Raw genomic sequence first — 15,670 nt, forward strand, 5'->3', positions numbered from 1 at the left:
CCTACCAGCCCGCTGAGGGGCCGGTCAGCTCCCGTACCGCGGGCAGCGCGGCGTCCAGCACGGTGCCGAACCACGCGGACAGCGTCGTCCGCTCACGCAGTTCGGCGAGCCCGGCCGGGGTCACGAACGCGGTGTCGTGGACCTCTTCCGGGTCGGGCCGCGGCTCGGCCCGGACCAGGCCGACGAACAGGTGGTTGAACTCCTGCTCCACCAGGCCCGAGGCCGGATCCGGGTGGTTGTAGCGCACCGTTCCGGCCTCGCGCAGCAGCGCGGGCGCGACGCCCAGCTCCTCGGCGGTGCGCCGGGCCGCCGCGACGAACGGCTGCTCGCCCGGGTACGGGTGGCCGCAGCAGGTGTTGGACCACACACCGGGCGAGTGGTACTTGCCGAGCGCGCGCTGCTGCATCAGCAGCCGCCCCTGATCGTCGAAGAGGAAGACCGAGAACGCCCGGTGCAGTCTGCCCGGCGGTAGGTGCGCGGACAGCTTCTCCGCGGTGCCGATGGTCACACCGTCCTCGTCGACCAGCTCCAGCTGGATCTGTGCGGAGCTGCCGTTGGACGACGACCCGGTGGACGACGGACCGGTGGTCGCTGGGTCGCCGGGCCGGCCGGTGGCGGGACTGATCGGCATGGCCATCCTTCGCTCTTGACGCTCATGACGTACGAGGTCCCTAAGTCTGCCGCACACCGCCGTACCCCCGCCGGTTCAGTACCCGGCGCACCGGCGGTTTGTCGCCACACCCGCCCCTCGCCCATGCTGGAGTGTCCGCTGTGCCGCCCCTCCGCGTGGGCTGCCGTCGGGCGGCGGTGAACGTGCGGTGAACGGTGCCTTCCGGGGATCCGATAGCCTCAGCCGTCGAACCCGCCGAGCGACCTGCCGTGGCGGGACGCAGGCGCGTCCGGAATCCGGACGCCGAGGTGCAGCAGCCACGCGGGACCTTGCCGTCGCCTTGACCCATCAGGGAGTGAGTTCGTCTGTCGACCGCCATCCTCACCGGTCCGCCGGTCGCGGACTCGACCGTGGAGGACGATCTGCGCCTCCTCGGCTTCGACGTGGTCGCCGCGGACAGCCCGGCCGACCTGGTCGGCCACCTCAAGGCCGCGCCCGCCGGGGCCAGGGTCGCCGTGGTCGACCGCCGCTTCACCGGGCACCGGCACGCGCTGCGGCTCGCCCTGACCGACCCGCGCTTCCCGGCGGGCGCCGTCCCCGGCGCCCTCGGGGTCACCGCCGCCGCCCGCGACCAGCTGTGCCTGGCCGCCGACCGCCAGTCCGGCCCCGACGAGCTGGCCGCCGCGCTGGACCGGGCGGGCATCCCGGTACACCGCCCGGAACTGGGCGTCCTGACCGCCGCCGTGCCCACCGACGAGGCGGCCCGCGCCCGGGCCCGTAGCGCGGTCGCCGCCGTCGATGACGAGGAGGTGCGGCTGCGCACCGCCGTCAAGTCGCGCGACGGCTTTTTCACGACGTTCTTCATCAGCCCGTACTCGCGCTACCTGGCCCGCTGGTGCGCCCGGCGCGGCCTCACCCCGAACCAGGTGACCACCGCCTCGCTGCTGGTCGCGCTGATCGCCGCCGGTTGCGCGGCCACCGGAACCCGCGCCGGGTTCGTGGCGGCGGGCGTGCTGCTGCTGGCCTCGTTCTTCCTGGACTGCACCGACGGCCAGCTGGCCCGGTACTCCCTGCAGTTCTCCACCCTCGGCGCCTGGCTGGACGCCACCTTCGACCGGGCCAAGGAGTACGCGTACTACGCGGGCCTGGCGATCGGCGCGGCCAGGATGGGCGACGACGTGTGGGCACTGGCGCTCGGCGCGATGGTGCTGCAGACCTGCCGCCATGTCGTGGACTTCTCCTTCAACGAGGCCGCCCACTTCGAAGACGGGGCGGCCGCCAACACCAGCCCCACCGCGGCGCTCTCCGACCGGCTGGACGGCGTCGGCTGGACGGTGTGGGTGCGCCGGATGATCGTGCTGCCGATCGGCGAGCGCTGGGCGCTGATCGCCGTGCTGACCGCGGCCACCACCCCGCGCATCGTCTTCTACGCCCTGCTCGCCGGTTGCTCCTTCGCCGCCTGCTACACCACCGCGGGCCGGGTACTGCGCTCGGTGACCAGGAAGGCGCGGCGCACCGACCGCGCCGCGCATGCGCTGGCCGACCTGGCCGACTCCGGGCCGCTGGCGGAGCTGGCCTCGCGCGTCCTGCCGTCCGTCGCCGCGCCCGTGACCGCCGCCACAGGTGCCGCCGCGGCGCTGGCGACCGCGCTGTTCGCCCCGTACGGCTCCTGGCTGCCGGTGGCCGGCGCGGGGGCGTACTGCCTGACCTCGGCGGTTGCGGTCGCGGCACCGCTGAAGGGCGCGCTCGACTGGCTCGTCCCGCCGATCCTGCGCGCCGCCGAGTACACCGTGATCCTGGCGCTCGCCGCGCGCTCCGGTGTGCCCGGCGCGCTTCCGGCGGCGTTCGGGCTGGTGGCGGCCGTCGCCTACCATCACTACGACACGGTGTACCGCATCCGCGGCGGCACCGGTGCGCCTCCACGAGCCCTGGTCCGCGCGACCGGCGGCCACGAGGGCAGGCTGCTGGTGGTCACCGCGGCGGCAGCTCTGCTCGCGCACACCACAGCTTTGCCAACGGCAGCTTTGCCAACGGCGCTGGCGATCCTGGCCGGATACCTGGCGCTGGTGGTGCTCACCGAGTCCATCCGTTTCTGGGGCTCGGCCGGAGCACCCGCGGTACACGACGAAACAGGAGAACCCACATGATCGGCCTCGTGCTGGCGGCCGGCGCCGGACGGCGTCTTCGCCCCTACACCGACACCCTGCCGAAGGCCCTGGTCCCCGTCGATGGCGACACCACCGTCCTCGACCTGACCCTGGGCAACTTCGCCGAGGTGGGGCTCACCGACGCGGCCGTCGTCATCGGCTACCGCGGCGAGGCCGTCGTCGAGCGCCAGGCGGCGCTGGAGAAGAAGTACGGCGTCAAGCTGCACCTGGTGCACAACGACAAGGCCGAGGAGTGGAACAACGCCTACTCCCTGTGGTGCGCCCGTGACGTGCTCACCGAGGGCGTGATCCTCGCCAACGGCGACACCGTCCACCCCGCCTCCGTGGAGCGCACCCTGCTGGCCGCCCGCGGCAACGGGCAGCAGATCATCCTGGCCCTCGACACGGTGAAGAAGCTCGCCGACGAGGAGATGAAGGTCGTCACCGCCGACGGCAAGGGTGTGCGGCGGATCACCAAGCTGATGGACCCGGCCGAGGCCACCGGTGAGTACATCGGCGTCACCCTCATCGAGTCCCAGGCCGCCGCGGCGCTCGCGGACGCGCTGAAGGCCACCTACGAGCGGGACCCGCAGCTGTACTACGAGGACGGCTACCAGGAACTGGTCAACCGCGGCTTCCAGGTCGACACCGCCGCCATCGGCGAGGTCTCCTGGGTCGAGATCGACAACCACGACGACCTCAAGCGGGCCCGGGAGATCGCGTGCCTGTACTGACCCGGCTGATCCCCTCGCCGGTCGTCGTCGACATCACCGCCGGAGCGCTGGACGACCTGGCCGGTCTCCTCGCCGACCAGCGCGTCTCCAGCTCGGGCAAGCTCGCGTTCGCCATCAGCGGCGGCTCCGGCCAGAAGCTGCGCGAGCGGCTCGCCCCCGAACTGCCGGGCGCCGACTGGTACTCGGTGGCGGGCGGCTCGCTGGACTCCGCCGTCGAGCTGGCCGACGCGATGCGCGGCAAGCGCTACGACGCGGTGGTCGGGCTCGGCGGCGGCAAGGTGATCGACGTGGCCAAGTACGCGGCCGCGCGGGTCGGGCTGCCCATGGTGGCGGTGGCGACCAACTTGTCGCACGACGGCATCTGCTCGCCGGTGTCCACGCTGGACAACGACAACGGCCGCGGCTCCTACGGCGTCCCGCAGCCGATCGCGCTCGTCATCGACCTGGACGTGATCCGGCAGACCCCGGCCCGCTTCGTGCGCTCCGGCATCGGCGACGCGGTCTCCAACCTGTCCGCCATCGCGGACTGGGAGCTGTCGCACCGCGAGACCGGTGAGCCCATCGACGGTCTGGCCGCCGCGATGGCCCGCAGCGCGGGTGAGTCGGTGCTGCGGCACCCGGGCACCATCCGCGACGACGACTTCCTGACCACGCTCGCCGAGGGCCTGGTGCTCTCCGGCATCGCCATGGCGATCAGCGGTGACACCCGCCCGTCGTCCGGCGCCTGCCACGAGATCAGCCACGCCTTCGACCTGCTGTATCCGCAGCGGGCCGCCTCGCACGGTGAACAGGTGGGCATGGGCGCGGCGTTCGCGATGTACCTGCGCGGTGCCGCCGATGAGGCCCGCAACATCGCCGACGTGCTGCGGCGGCACAGCCTGCCGGTGCTTCCCGGCGAAATCGGCTTCTCCGACGCCGAGTTCGTGACCGCGGTGGAGTACGCGCCGCAGACCCGCCCCGGGCGGTACACGATCCTGGAACACCTGGACCTCGACACCGACGCGATCAGGGATGCGTACGCGGACTATGTCAAAGCCATCGGTAGCTGAATTGCGGCCGGTCGTCCACCCCGCCGGGGTGAAGGACCGGCGCAGCGGTGAGCACTGGGCCGGGCGCGTCTACATGCGGGAGATCTCGCTGCGGGTGGACCGGCACCTGGTGAACACCCGGGTCACGCCCAACCAGCTGACCTACCTGATGACCGTCTTCGGCGTCCTGGCCTGCCCGGCCCTGCTGGTGCCGGGCATCGCGGGCGCCGTGCTCGGCGTGCTGATGGTCCAGCTGTACCTGCTGCTGGACTGCGTCGACGGTGAAGTCGCCCGCTGGAAGCAGCAGTTCTCGCTCGGCGGTGTGTACCTGGACCGGGTCGGCGCCTATCTGACCGACGCCGCGGTCCTGGTCGGCTTCGGCCTGCGCGCCGCCGACCTGTGGGGGCCCGGGCGGATCGACTGGCTGTGGGCCTTCCTCGGCACCCTCGCCGCACTGGGCGCGATCCTGATCAAGGCCGAGACCGACCTCGTCGGCGTCGCCCGGCACCAAGGCGGGCTGCCACCGGTCAAGGAGGCGGCGTCCGAGCCGCGTTCGTCCGGTCTGGCGCTGGCCCGCAGGGCCGCCGCCGCCTTGAAGTTCCACCGGCTGGTGCTGGGGATCGAGGCGTCGTTGCTGATCCTGGTGCTGGCGGTCGCGGACACGGTCAGGGGTGACCTGTTCTTCTCGCGGCTGGGCGTCGCCGTGCTCGCCGCCATCGCGGTGCTGCAGACCGTGCTGCACCTGGTGTCCATCCTGGCCTCTAGCAGGTTGCGATGACGGCCCGCCGGGTGAGGAAGCTCGGCGCGGTGGTGCTCACCATGGGCAACCGCCCCGCGGAGCTGCGCGCTCTGCTGGACTCCGTCGCCAAGCAGCGCGGCGAGCCGGTAGAGGTGGTCGTGGTCGGCAACGGATCACCGCTGCCCGAACTCCCCGACGGCGTAAGGACCGTTGAGCTGCCGGAGAACCTGGGCATCCCGGCCGGACGCAACGTGGGCATCGAGGCGTTCGGTCCCGGCGGGTGCGAGGTAGACGCGATCCTGTTCCTGGACGACGACGGCTTCCTGCCCAACGACGACACCGCGGAACTGGTCCGGGAGGCGTTCAACGCCGACCCGCGGCTGGGCATCATCAGCTTCCGCATCACCGACCCGGCCACCGGCACCACGCAGCGCCGCCACGTACCCCGGTTGCGCGCCTCGGACCCGATGCGCTCCTCCCGGGTCACCACCTTCCTGGGTGGCGCCAGCGCGGCGCGCACCGAGGTGTTCCAGCAGGTCGGCGGGCTGCCCGACGAGTTCTTCTACGCGCACGAGGAGACCGACCTGGCCTGGCGTGCGCTGGACGCGGGCTGGATGGTCGACTACCGGTCGGACATGGTGCTGGAGCATCCGGCGACCGCGCCGAGCCGCCATGCCGTCTACCACCGGATGGTGGCCCGCAACCGGGTCTGGCTGGCCCGGCGGAACCTTCCGGCTCCCCTGGTGCCGCTCTATCTGGGAACCTGGATCCTGCTCACCATCGCCCGGCGCCCGTCCCGGCAGGCGCTACGGGCCTGGGTGGGCGGCTTCAAGGAGGGGTGGACCACTCCCTGTGGCCCGCGTCACACAATGAAGTGGCGTACGGTTTGGCGGCTGACCCGACTGGGACGACCACCCGTCATCTGACAAGCTCGGATGGAAACGCATCGGGCACGGACCGGGATCCCGCCCCGGCCCGTGCACCATGAGGACGAAAGTGTCAACTGTGAGCGATACCACGCATGAGGGCGCGGTCGCCGTGAGCACCCCGCCGGTGACGGCCGCTGACGGCGGACTGTCACCGGCCGAGCTGGCGGCCAAGTACGGGCTGTCGGTGAGCGGCGCCCGGCCGAGCCTGCCGGAGTACGTACGCCAGTTGTGGGGACGTCGGCACTTCATCGTGGCGTACTCCATCGCCCGGCTGAGCGCCCAGTACACCAAGGCGCGGCTCGGCCAGATCTGGAACGTGATGACGCCGCTGCTCAACGCGGCCGTCTACTACCTGATCTTCGGCGTGCTGCTGCAGACCGACCATGGCATCGACAACTTCATCGCCTATCTGGTCACCGGCGTCTTCGTCTTCAACTTCACCCAGTCCACGGTGCTCGCCGGCACCCGGGCGATCTCCGACAACCTCGGGCTGATCCGCGCGCTGCACTTCCCGCGGGCCGCGCTGCCGATCTCGGTCACCCTCATCCAGCTCCAGCAACTGCTGTACTCGATGATCGTGCTGGTCTCCATCGTGCTGATGACCGGTGAGGTCCCGCAGTTCTCCTGGTTCCTGCTGGTACCCGCGCTGGTGCTGCAGTCCGTCTTCAACATCGGTGTCGCGCTGTACGTGGCCCGGCTGGGCAGCAAGGTCACCGACCTCGCCCAGCTGATGCCGTTCCTGCTGCGCACCTGGATGTACGTCTCCGGCGTGTTCTACGCGATCGACAAGGTCGTCAAGCATCTGCCGACCGCGGCCGGCGTGTTGCTCGACCTGAACCCGGCCGCCGTGTACATCGACCTGATCCGCTTCGCGCTGATCGACAGCTTCACCTCCGCGCAACTGCCGCACCACGTGTGGATCACCGCCGTGGCATGGGCGGTTGTCGCCGGTATCGGGGGCTTCGTGTTCTTCTGGAAGGCTGAGGAGCAGTACGGTCGTGGCTGAGCAGCAGCAGGGGACCGAGCGGGTTCCCACGGTGATCGTGGACGATCTGCACATCGTCTACCGGGTGCATGGCGCGGGTAGTGGCAAGGGCAGTGCCACGGCGGCGTTGAGCCGGATCGTACAGCGGAAGACCTCGCCGAACGTGCGTGAGGTGCACGCGGTGCGCGGGGTGAGTTTCGTGGCGTACCGGGGTGAGGCGGTCGGGCTGATCGGTTCGAACGGTTCGGGTAAGTCGACGATGCTGCGGGCGATCGCGGGGTTGCTGCCGCCGGAGCGGGGTCGGGTCTATACCGATGGGCAGCCGTCGCTGCTGGGTGTTAACGCGGCGTTGATGAATGACCTGACGGGGGAGCGGAACGTCATCCTGGGCGGCTTGGCCATGGGGATGAGTAATTCCGAGATTCGTGAGAAGTATCAGGACATTGTGGACTTCTCGGGGATCAATGAGAAGGGTGATTTCATTTCGCTGCCGATGCGGACGTATTCGTCGGGGATGGCGGCGCGGTTGCGGTTTTCGATCGCGGCGGCCAAGCAGCACGATGTGTTGATGATCGATGAGGCGCTGGCGACGGGGGACCGGGCGTTTCAGAGGCGGTCGGAGGAGCGGATCCGGGAGTTGCGGGCGGAGGCCGGGACGGTGTTCCTGGTGAGTCACAACAACAAGTCGATCCGGGACACCTGTGATCGGGTGTTGTGGCTGGAGAAGGGCGAGCTGTGGATGGACGGCCCGACCGAAGAGGTGCTTGAGGCGTACGAGGAGCACACCGGCGGCAAATAGCCGTCCCGGCATACCGCGTGGACTTTTCCCCGGCCTCCGCCGACAGCGTCGGCGGAGGCCGATAGCGTGCTGCGCGGCAACTCATGGGGTGCAAGGGAAGATTCGCAACCCCCGGCTTGTTCTTCGTCCCGGTGGTTCTCGCGTACCACCCCCGCGTACGGCGGATCACTGTACGGCGTACGCTGGGGCGGTGCTCGGCGCCGGAATACCGATGGTCTGTCCCCCCGGTGGGGAGGGTAGGCGCGAAGGACGGTGTGAGCCGGAATGGAGGGGCGGTATTGGGAGCGGCGTGTCCGAAATGGGAAGATCCTAGGGATCGGTGTAGAACGGGGGATGTGGCGGCCATGACGACGCAGAACATCCAGCTCCGAGGCGCGTCCGCCGCTCGCACCCGGGGCGTCCAGTGGTGACCGCGCGGGTGGGCGCCGGACCGGCCGACGAGGCCGCCCGGTCGCGGGCCGCGCAGTCCCGAGCCGTGCTGGACAAGGCCGCCCGTGAGAACTTCCCGGTAGCGCCGTTCTTCCTGCCGCGCGCCTGGCGCGACGACCTGATGGCCGTCTACGGCTACGCCCGGCTGGTCGACGACATCGGCGACGGCGACCTGCCGCCCGGCCGGGACGACGCGGTGTGGCTCGGCCTGCCGCGCGAGGCGGCCGCCGACCGGCTCGCCATGCTCGACGCCTTCGAGGCCGACCTGCGCCGGGTCTTCGACGCCACCCCCGGCCACCCCCTGCTGCGCGCACTGCAACCCACCGTCCGCCGCCACGGGCTCACCCCCGAGCCGTTCCTCGGCCTGATCGAGGCCAACCGCCAGGACCAGCGGGTCAGCCGCTACCCCGGCTACGCGGACCTGCTGGCCTACTGTGAGCTGTCCGCCAACCCGGTGGGCCGACTGGTCCTCGCCATCACCGGCACCGCCACCCCCGAGCGGATCCGCCGCTCCGACGCCGTGTGCACCGCCCTGCAGATCGTCGAGCACCTCCAGGACGTAGCCGAGGACCTGCGCCGGGACCGCGTCTACCTGCCCGCTGAGGACATGGCGCGGTTCGGCGTCACCGAGGCCGACCTGGCCGCCCCCACCGGCGGCGCGAAGGTGCGTGCCCTGGTGAAATTCGAAGCGGAACGCGCCGGGGATCTGTTGAATGAAGGCACCCCGCTGGTGGGTAGCGTCCACGGCAGGCTGAAGCTGCTGCTCGCCGGGTTTGTCGCCGGAGGCCGGGCCGCGCTCGCGGCGGTCGCGGCCGCCAGGTACGACGTGCTGCCCGGGCCGCCGAAGGCCACCAAGCTCGGACTGCTGCGTGAGGTGGGCTCCACATTGCGACGAGAGGGGTGAGCCGGACCGTGGACGGTACCGCGCACACGTCCGCGCCGGTGCTCGCTGCGTACCGGTACTGCGAGACCGTGACGGGGCAGCAGGCCCGTAACTTCGCGTACGGCATCAGGCTCCTGCCCGGCGAGAAGCGCCAGGCCATGTCGGCGCTGTACGCGTTCTCCCGCCGGGTGGACGACATCGGTGACGGCGACCTCGACCCGGCCGTCAAGCAGGTCCGGCTGGAGGAGACCAGAGCGCTGCTCGGCCGGATCCGGGACGGCGAGATCGCCGAGGACGACACCGACCCGGTGGCGGTCGCGCTCGCCGACGCCGCGCGCCGCTTCCCGCTGCCGCTCGGCGGCCTGGACGAACTCATCGACGGCGTGCTGATGGACGTACGCGGTGAGTCCTACGAGACCTGGGACGACCTGAAGGACTACTGCCGCTGCGTCGCCGGGGCCATCGGACGGCTCTCGCTCGGCGTGTTCGGCACCGTGCCCGGCGCACCCGAGGCCGAACGGGCCGCCGAGTACGCCAACACGCTCGGCCTCGCCCTCCAACTCACCAACGTCCTACGGGACGTACGGGAGGACGCGGCCAACGGACGCAGCTATCTGCCCGCCGAGGACCTCGCCAAGTTCGGTTGCTCCGCCGGGTTCCACAGTTCGCGGCCGCCGGAAGGCTCCGACTTCACCGGACTCATGCACTTCGAGGTCCGCCGCGCCCGGGCGCTGTTCGACGAGGGCTTCCGGCTGCTGCCCATGCTCGACCGGCGCAGCGGCGCCTGCGTCGCCGCCATGGCCGGGATCTACCGCCGACTGCTGGAGCGGATCGCCGCCGACCCCGAGGCCGTGCTGCGCGGCCGGGTCTCCCTGCCCGGCCGCGAGAAGGCGTACGTCGCGCTGCGCGGCCTCGCGGGGCTCGACGCCAGGCAGATCGCCAGGGGGCGCGCCTGATGCACCACGTACCACCGAACGCCACGCACGGTCACTCAACCCTGCCGAGCCGCCGCGCGTCCCTCACTGCGCCGCCACACGGCGGCGGTGAACGGGGGCGGGCATGAGCGAGCACGCGGCACCCCAGGCCGCGCGGCCACCGGAGGCGGTGGTGGTCGGCGGCGGGCTGGCCGGCACCACGGCCGCGCTCACCCTCGCCGACGCCGGGCTGCGGGTCACCCTGGTGGAGGGCCGACCGAGGCTCGGCGGGCTCGCCTTCTCGTTCCAACGCGCCACGCCCATCGGCGAGTTGACGGTCGACAACGGCCAGCACGTGTTCCTGCGGTGCTGCACCGCCTACCAGTGGTTCCTGGACCGGATCGCCGCCCAGGACCTGGTCACCCTCCAGGACCGGCTCGACGTACCGGTGCTGGACGCGCGCCGCGCCCGGCTCGGACGGCTGCGCCGCGCCGCGCTGCCGGTACCGCTGCACCTGGCCGCGTCGCTCGCCACGTACCCGCACCTGTCGCTCGCCGAGCGAGCCAAGGTCGGGCGGGCCGCGCTGGCGCTGCGCGGTCTCGACCTGGACGACCCGGCGCTGGACGAGACCGACTTCGCCAGCTGGCTGCGGGACCGCGGCCAGTCACCGCGCACCGTCGCCGCGCTGTGGGACCTGGTCGGCATCGCCACCCTCAACGCCACCGCCGAGCAGTCCTCGCTGGCGCTGGCCGCCATGGTGTTCAAGACCGGGCTGCTGTCCCATCCCGGCGCCGCCGACATCGGCTGGGCTACCGCGCCGCTGGGCGACCTGCACCACGGCCGCGCCCAGGCCGCCTTGGACAAGGCGGGCGTGCGCACCGTACTGCGCGGCCGGGCGACCGCGCTGCGGCCCGCGGCGGACGGCGGCTGGCAGGTCGAGCTGGCCACCGGCCCCGGCCGCGCCGAGCGGCTGACCGCCGCGACCGTGGTGCTGGCGGTACCGCAGCGCGAGGCGCACGGTCTGCTGCCGGACGGCGCGCTGGCGGACCCCGGCGCGCTGCTGAGCATCGGCACCGCACCGATCCTCAACATCCATGTCGTCTACGACCGCACGGTCACCCAGCGGCCCTTCTTCGCCGCCCTGGACAGCCCGGTGCAGTGGGTCTTCGACCGCACCCACACCTCCGGGATGACGGGCTCCCCGGGAGCACAGCACTGCCAGTACCTGGCGCTGTCCCAGTCGGCCGCGCACGACGACATCGACCGTCCCGTCAGCGAGCTGCGGGAGAAGTACCTGCCCGCGCTGGAGCGGCTGCTGCCCGCCGCGCGCGGCGCCACGGTACGGGACTTCTTCGTGACCCGGGAACGCACCGCCACCTTCGCCCCCACCCCCGGCGTCGGCAGACTGCGCCCCCAGGCCCGCACCCAGGCGCCCGGCCTGTACCTGGCCGGCGCGTGGACCGCCACCGGCTGGCCCGCGACCATGGAGGGCGCCGTGCGCAGCGGCCTGCGGGCCGCCAGGGAAGCGCTCACGGAACTCGGCAGGCCCGCTCCGGACGGGGAGTTGACGGCCGCATGAGCCACCAGGACATCCATAAGACCCAAGGAGAACACGTGACCCCGGCCCACGAGCAGGTCGCAGCGCCCGAGGCGCACGACGGCGTCACCGCGCTGCTGGAGCGCGGGCGGACGATGTCCACCCCGGTGCTCCGCGCGGCGGTGGACCGGCTCGCGCCTCCGATGAACACCGTCGCCGCCTACCACTTCGGCTGGATCGACGCCACCGGACGCCCCACCGACGGCGACAGCGGCAAGGCGGTACGCCCCGCCCTCGCCCTGATGTCCGCTCAGGCCGCGGGCGCCGCGCCCGAGACCGGCATCCCGGGAGCGGTCGCCGTCGAGCTGGTGCACAACTTCTCGCTGCTGCACGACGACCTGATGGACGGCGACGAGCAACGCCGTCACCGCGACACCGTGTGGAAGGTGCACGGCCCGGCGCAGGCGATCCTGGTCGGCGACGCGCTGTTCGCGCTGGCCAACGAGATCCTGCTGGAGGTCGGCACCAACGACGCCTTGCGCGCCACCAAGCGGCTCACCACCGCCACCCGCAAGCTGATCGACGGTCAGGCCCAGGACATCTCCTTCGAGCACCGCGAGCGGGTCACCGTCGAGGAGTGCCTGGAGATGGAGGGCAACAAGACCGGCGCCCTGCTGGCCTGTGCCTCCTCCATCGGCGCGGTGCTCGGCGGCGCCGACGAGGCCACCGCCGACGCCCTGGAGGCGTACGGCTACCACCTGGGCCTGGCGTTCCAGGCGGTGGACGACCTGCTGGGCATCTGGGGCGAGCCCGCCGTCACCGGCAAGCAGACCTGGAGCGACCTGCGGCAGCGCAAGAAGTCGCTGCCGGTCGTCGCCGCGCTGGCCGCCGAGGGCGCCGCCGCCGAGCGGCTCGCCGAACTGCTGGCCGCCGACGCCAAGAACCCGGAAATCGGCGACTTCAGCGAGGAAGAATTCGCCGACCGCGCCGCGTTGATCGAAGAGGCGGGCGGACGCGAGTGGACCGCGCGGGAAGCCCGCCGCCAGCACGCGACGGCGCTGGACGCATTGCGGGGGGTCGCCATGCCCGAAGAAACCCGGCAAAACCTCTTCGCTCTCGCCGACTTCGTTGTGGTACGAGAAAGATGACCAAGGCAACCGACGACTTATCACAGTCCGACGACTTAACCCAGTCGCCGACCGCACGTCCGCAGCGACGTGCGGTGGAAGCCCCACCAGCGCATTGTGCAGAAGGGGAAGCCATGACAGCGACGACCGACGGCAGCGCGGGATCATCGTCACCCCGTGTCACCTCGGCCAACAAAACATCGACCCCGGCCTCCGCGGCCGACTCCGTACCGGAGTTGGACGAGATGGCGGCCCGCACCGCGGAGCGGGCCACCTCCTATCTGCTCGCCGCCCAGCACGAGGACGGATGGTGGAAGGGTGCCCTGGAGACCAACGTCACCATGGACGCCGAGGATCTGATGCTCCGTCAGTTCCTGGGTATCCAGGACGACAGGACCCTTGAGGCGGGCGCCCGCTGGATCCGCTCCCAGCAGCGGGAGGACGGAACCTGGGCCACGTTCTACGGCGGCCCGGGCGAACTGTCCACCACCGTCGAGGCCTACACCGCACTGCGGCTCGCCGGTGACCAACCCGACGCGCCGCACATGGCGAAGGCCTCGGCCTGGGTGCGCGAACAGGGCGGCATCGCCGCCACCCGGGTCTTCACCCGCATCTGGCTGGCCCTGTTCGGCTGGTGGCGGTGGGAGGACCTGCCCGAACTGCCGCCGGAACTGATCTACCTGCCCAAGTGGTTCCCGCTCAACATCTACTCCTTCGGCCAGTGGGCCCGGCAGACCATCGTGCCGCTGACCGTGGTCGGCGCCCACCGCCCGGTGCGCCCCGCGCCGTTCTCGCTGGACGAGCTGCACACCGATCCCGCCCGGCCCAACCCGCCCCGCCCGACCGCCCCGCTGACCAGCTGGGAGGGCGTCTTCCAGCGCTTGGACAAGGCGCTGCACGCCTACCGCAGGGTCAACCTCAAGCCGCTGCGCCGTACCGCGTTGAACGTGTGCGCCCGCTGGATCATCGAGCGGCAGGAGAACGACGGCTGCTGGGGCGGCATCCAACCGCCCGCCGTCTACTCGCTGATCGCCCTGCACCTGCTCGGCTACGACATGCAACACCCCGTGATGCGCGCCGGGCTTGAGTCGCTGGACCGCTTCGCGGTGTGGCACGAGGACGGCAGCCGGATGATCGAGGCCTGCCAGTCCCCGGTGTGGGACACCTGTCTGGCCGCCATCGCCCTGGCCGACGCCGGGCTGCCCGCCGACCACCCGGCGCTGGTGAAGGCGGCAGGCTGGATGCTGGACGAGCAGATCATCCGCAGCGGTGACTGGGCGGTGCGCCGTCCCCAACTGCCGCCGGGCGGCTGGGCGTTCGAGTTCCACAACGACAACTACCCGGACATCGACGACAGCGCGGAGGTGGTGCTGGCGCTCAGGCGCATCGCCCACCCCGATCGGGCCAGGCTTCGAACCGCCATCGAGCGCGGCACGCGCTGGGTGCTGGGCATGCAGTCCAAGAACGGCGCCTGGGGCGCGTTCGACGTGGACAACACCAGCCGACTGCCCAACCTGCTGCCGTTCTGCGACTTCGGCGAGGTCATCGATCCGCCGTCGGCCGACGTCACCGCGCACGTCGTGGAGATGCTGGCCGCCGTCGGCCTGGCCGACGACCCGCGCACCCGACGCGGCGTGGAGTGGCTGCTGTCCGAACAGGAGGCCAACGGCTCCTGGTTCGGCCGCTGGGGCGTCAACTACGTCTATGGCACGGGCTCGGTGGTGCCCGCGCTGGTCGCCGCCGGGATTCCGGCGTCGCATCCGGCGATCCGCCAAGCGGTCAGCTGGCTGGAGAGCGTGCAGAACGCCGACGGCGGTTGGGGCGAGGACCTGCGCTCCTACGCCGACACCGGCTGGATCGCCCGCGGCACCTCCACCGCCTCGCAGACCGCCTGGGCGCTGCTGGCCCTGCTGGCCGCGGGCGAGCGGGACGGCAAGGCGGTCGAGCGCGGCATCCGCTGGCTCGCCCAGACCCAGGCCCCCGACGGTTCCTGGGACGAGCCGTACTTCACCGGCACCGGCTTCCCCTGGGACTTCTCCATCAACTACCACCTGTACCGGATGGTCTTCCCGGTCACAGCGCTCGGTCGCTACCTGCACGGTGAACCCTCCCTGCAGGCCGCCGCCCCGCTGGGGAAGGCCGCTTGATGTACCGGTCCGAAACCGAGCCGATACCACCCGACGTGGAGAAACGGCCGGACGGTGCGGACCTCGGTCGCGGGCCGCTGCTGATCGTCTGTGCGCTGGGCATCGAGGCCGCCGCGCTGCGCCGGGGAAGCCGCTCCGGCGCGGCCGCTCCGGTCGCGCTGCTGCGCACCGGCATGGGGCCGCGGGCCGCGCGGCGCGCGGTGACCCGGGCGCTGCGCGATAACCCCGCGCTGCACCGCGCGGCGGTGCTCGCCACCGGGTTCTGCGCCGGGCTGGCCCCCGGTGTCGCCCCCGGCGACGTGGTCGTCGACGACCGCACGGCCGACGGCGCGCCGCTGGCCGCCGCCCTGACCCGGCTGGGGGTCACCGTCCACACCGGGCGGATCGCCGGGTCCGACCATGTGGTCCGGGGCGCGGAGCGATCCGCGCTGCGCGCGGCCGGGGCGACGGCGGTCGACATGGAGTCGGCCGCCGTGCAGCACGCGGCCCTCGCCGCGGGGCCGCGTCCGGTGACCGCCGTCCGTGTCGTTGTGGACACCCCTGAGTACGAACTCCTGCGTGTCGCGACGCTGCGCACAGGAATCAACGCGTTCCGCGTGTTGAGGTCTATTCTTCCCGCCTTTCTTGATTGGCACCGCTCTACCGAGCTCCCTTGGAGGTGA

14 protein-coding genes are annotated in these 15,670 nt (G+C 71.6%); 13 read left to right on the forward strand and 1 reads right to left on the reverse strand.

What is annotated here, in order from left to right; genetic code table 11:
* Position 1: 1 nt before the first annotated feature.
* Complete coding sequence (gene idi, locus NON19_RS18365) at positions 2 to 631, reverse strand: isopentenyl-diphosphate Delta-isomerase (RefSeq protein WP_255929430.1); 630 nt, start codon at positions 629 to 631, stop codon at positions 2 to 4.
* Positions 632 to 975: 344 nt separating this feature from the next.
* Between idi and NON19_RS18370 the strand changes: the two genes are divergently transcribed.
* The 13 genes from NON19_RS18370 (at position 976) to NON19_RS18430 (ending at position 15,670) form a co-directional block, all read left to right on the forward strand.
* Complete coding sequence (locus NON19_RS18370) at positions 976 to 2,757, forward strand: DUF5941 domain-containing protein (protein ID WP_255929502.1); 1,782 nt, start codon at positions 976 to 978, stop codon at positions 2,755 to 2,757.
* The gene (locus NON19_RS18375) at positions 2,754 to 3,491 is read left to right on the forward strand and encodes a phosphocholine cytidylyltransferase family protein (protein ID WP_255929432.1); all 738 of its coding nucleotides are present in this window, start codon (positions 2,754 to 2,756) and stop codon (positions 3,489 to 3,491) included. Before NON19_RS18370 ends, NON19_RS18375 begins: the two co-directional genes overlap by 4 nt.
* Complete coding sequence (locus NON19_RS18380) at positions 3,479 to 4,540, forward strand: iron-containing alcohol dehydrogenase family protein (RefSeq protein WP_255929434.1); 1,062 nt, start codon at positions 3,479 to 3,481, stop codon at positions 4,538 to 4,540. The genes NON19_RS18375 and NON19_RS18380 overlap by 13 nt, the downstream gene beginning before the upstream one ends.
* Positions 4,518 to 5,297: a CDP-alcohol phosphatidyltransferase family protein gene (locus tag NON19_RS18385; RefSeq protein WP_255929436.1), complete on the forward strand. Its 780-nt coding sequence runs from the start codon at positions 4,518 to 4,520 to the stop codon at positions 5,295 to 5,297. The genes NON19_RS18380 and NON19_RS18385 overlap by 23 nt, the downstream gene beginning before the upstream one ends.
* Positions 5,294 to 6,184: a glycosyltransferase family 2 protein gene (locus tag NON19_RS18390; protein WP_255929438.1), complete on the forward strand. Its 891-nt coding sequence runs from the start codon at positions 5,294 to 5,296 to the stop codon at positions 6,182 to 6,184. Before NON19_RS18385 ends, NON19_RS18390 begins: the two co-directional genes overlap by 4 nt.
* A gap of 79 nt (positions 6,185 to 6,263) precedes the next feature.
* The gene (locus NON19_RS18395; protein ID WP_255929439.1) at positions 6,264 to 7,193 is read left to right on the forward strand and encodes an ABC transporter permease; all 930 of its coding nucleotides are present in this window, start codon (positions 6,264 to 6,266) and stop codon (positions 7,191 to 7,193) included.
* The gene (locus NON19_RS18400) at positions 7,186 to 7,971 is read left to right on the forward strand and encodes an ABC transporter ATP-binding protein (protein ID WP_255929440.1); all 786 of its coding nucleotides are present in this window, start codon (positions 7,186 to 7,188) and stop codon (positions 7,969 to 7,971) included. Before NON19_RS18395 ends, NON19_RS18400 begins: the two co-directional genes overlap by 8 nt.
* Positions 7,972 to 8,446: 475 nt before the next feature.
* Positions 8,447 to 9,304: a squalene synthase HpnC gene (gene hpnC, locus NON19_RS18405; protein ID WP_255929503.1), complete on the forward strand. Its 858-nt coding sequence runs from the start codon at positions 8,447 to 8,449 to the stop codon at positions 9,302 to 9,304.
* Positions 9,301 to 10,239, forward strand: coding sequence for a presqualene diphosphate synthase HpnD (gene hpnD / locus NON19_RS18410; protein WP_255929441.1), 939 nt, complete (start codon positions 9,301 to 9,303; stop codon positions 10,237 to 10,239). Before hpnC ends, hpnD begins: the two co-directional genes overlap by 4 nt.
* A gap of 103 nt (positions 10,240 to 10,342) precedes the next feature.
* Positions 10,343 to 11,776 carry a hydroxysqualene dehydroxylase HpnE gene (gene hpnE / locus NON19_RS18415; RefSeq protein WP_255929442.1) on the forward strand — a complete coding sequence of 478 codons (1,434 nt, stop codon included), beginning with the start codon at positions 10,343 to 10,345 and terminating at the stop codon, positions 11,774 to 11,776.
* Entirely contained in the window at positions 11,773 to 12,882 is a 1,110-nt protein-coding gene (locus NON19_RS18420) for a polyprenyl synthetase family protein (RefSeq protein ID WP_303653935.1), read from the forward strand. Before hpnE ends, NON19_RS18420 begins: the two co-directional genes overlap by 4 nt.
* A 113-nt stretch (positions 12,883 to 12,995) precedes the next feature.
* Positions 12,996 to 15,008 (forward strand): squalene--hopene cyclase, encoded by a 2,013-nt coding sequence (gene shc, locus NON19_RS18425; RefSeq protein ID WP_255929444.1) that lies wholly within the window; start codon positions 12,996 to 12,998, stop codon positions 15,006 to 15,008.
* Complete coding sequence (locus NON19_RS18430; protein WP_255929445.1) at positions 15,008 to 15,670, forward strand: phosphorylase family protein; 663 nt, start codon at positions 15,008 to 15,010, stop codon at positions 15,668 to 15,670. Before shc ends, NON19_RS18430 begins: the two co-directional genes overlap by 1 nt.

It is taken from the genome of Streptantibioticus rubrisoli (genome assembly GCF_024436055.1).
Classification (GTDB): domain Bacteria; phylum Actinomycetota; class Actinomycetes; order Streptomycetales; family Streptomycetaceae; genus Streptantibioticus_A; species Streptantibioticus_A rubrisoli.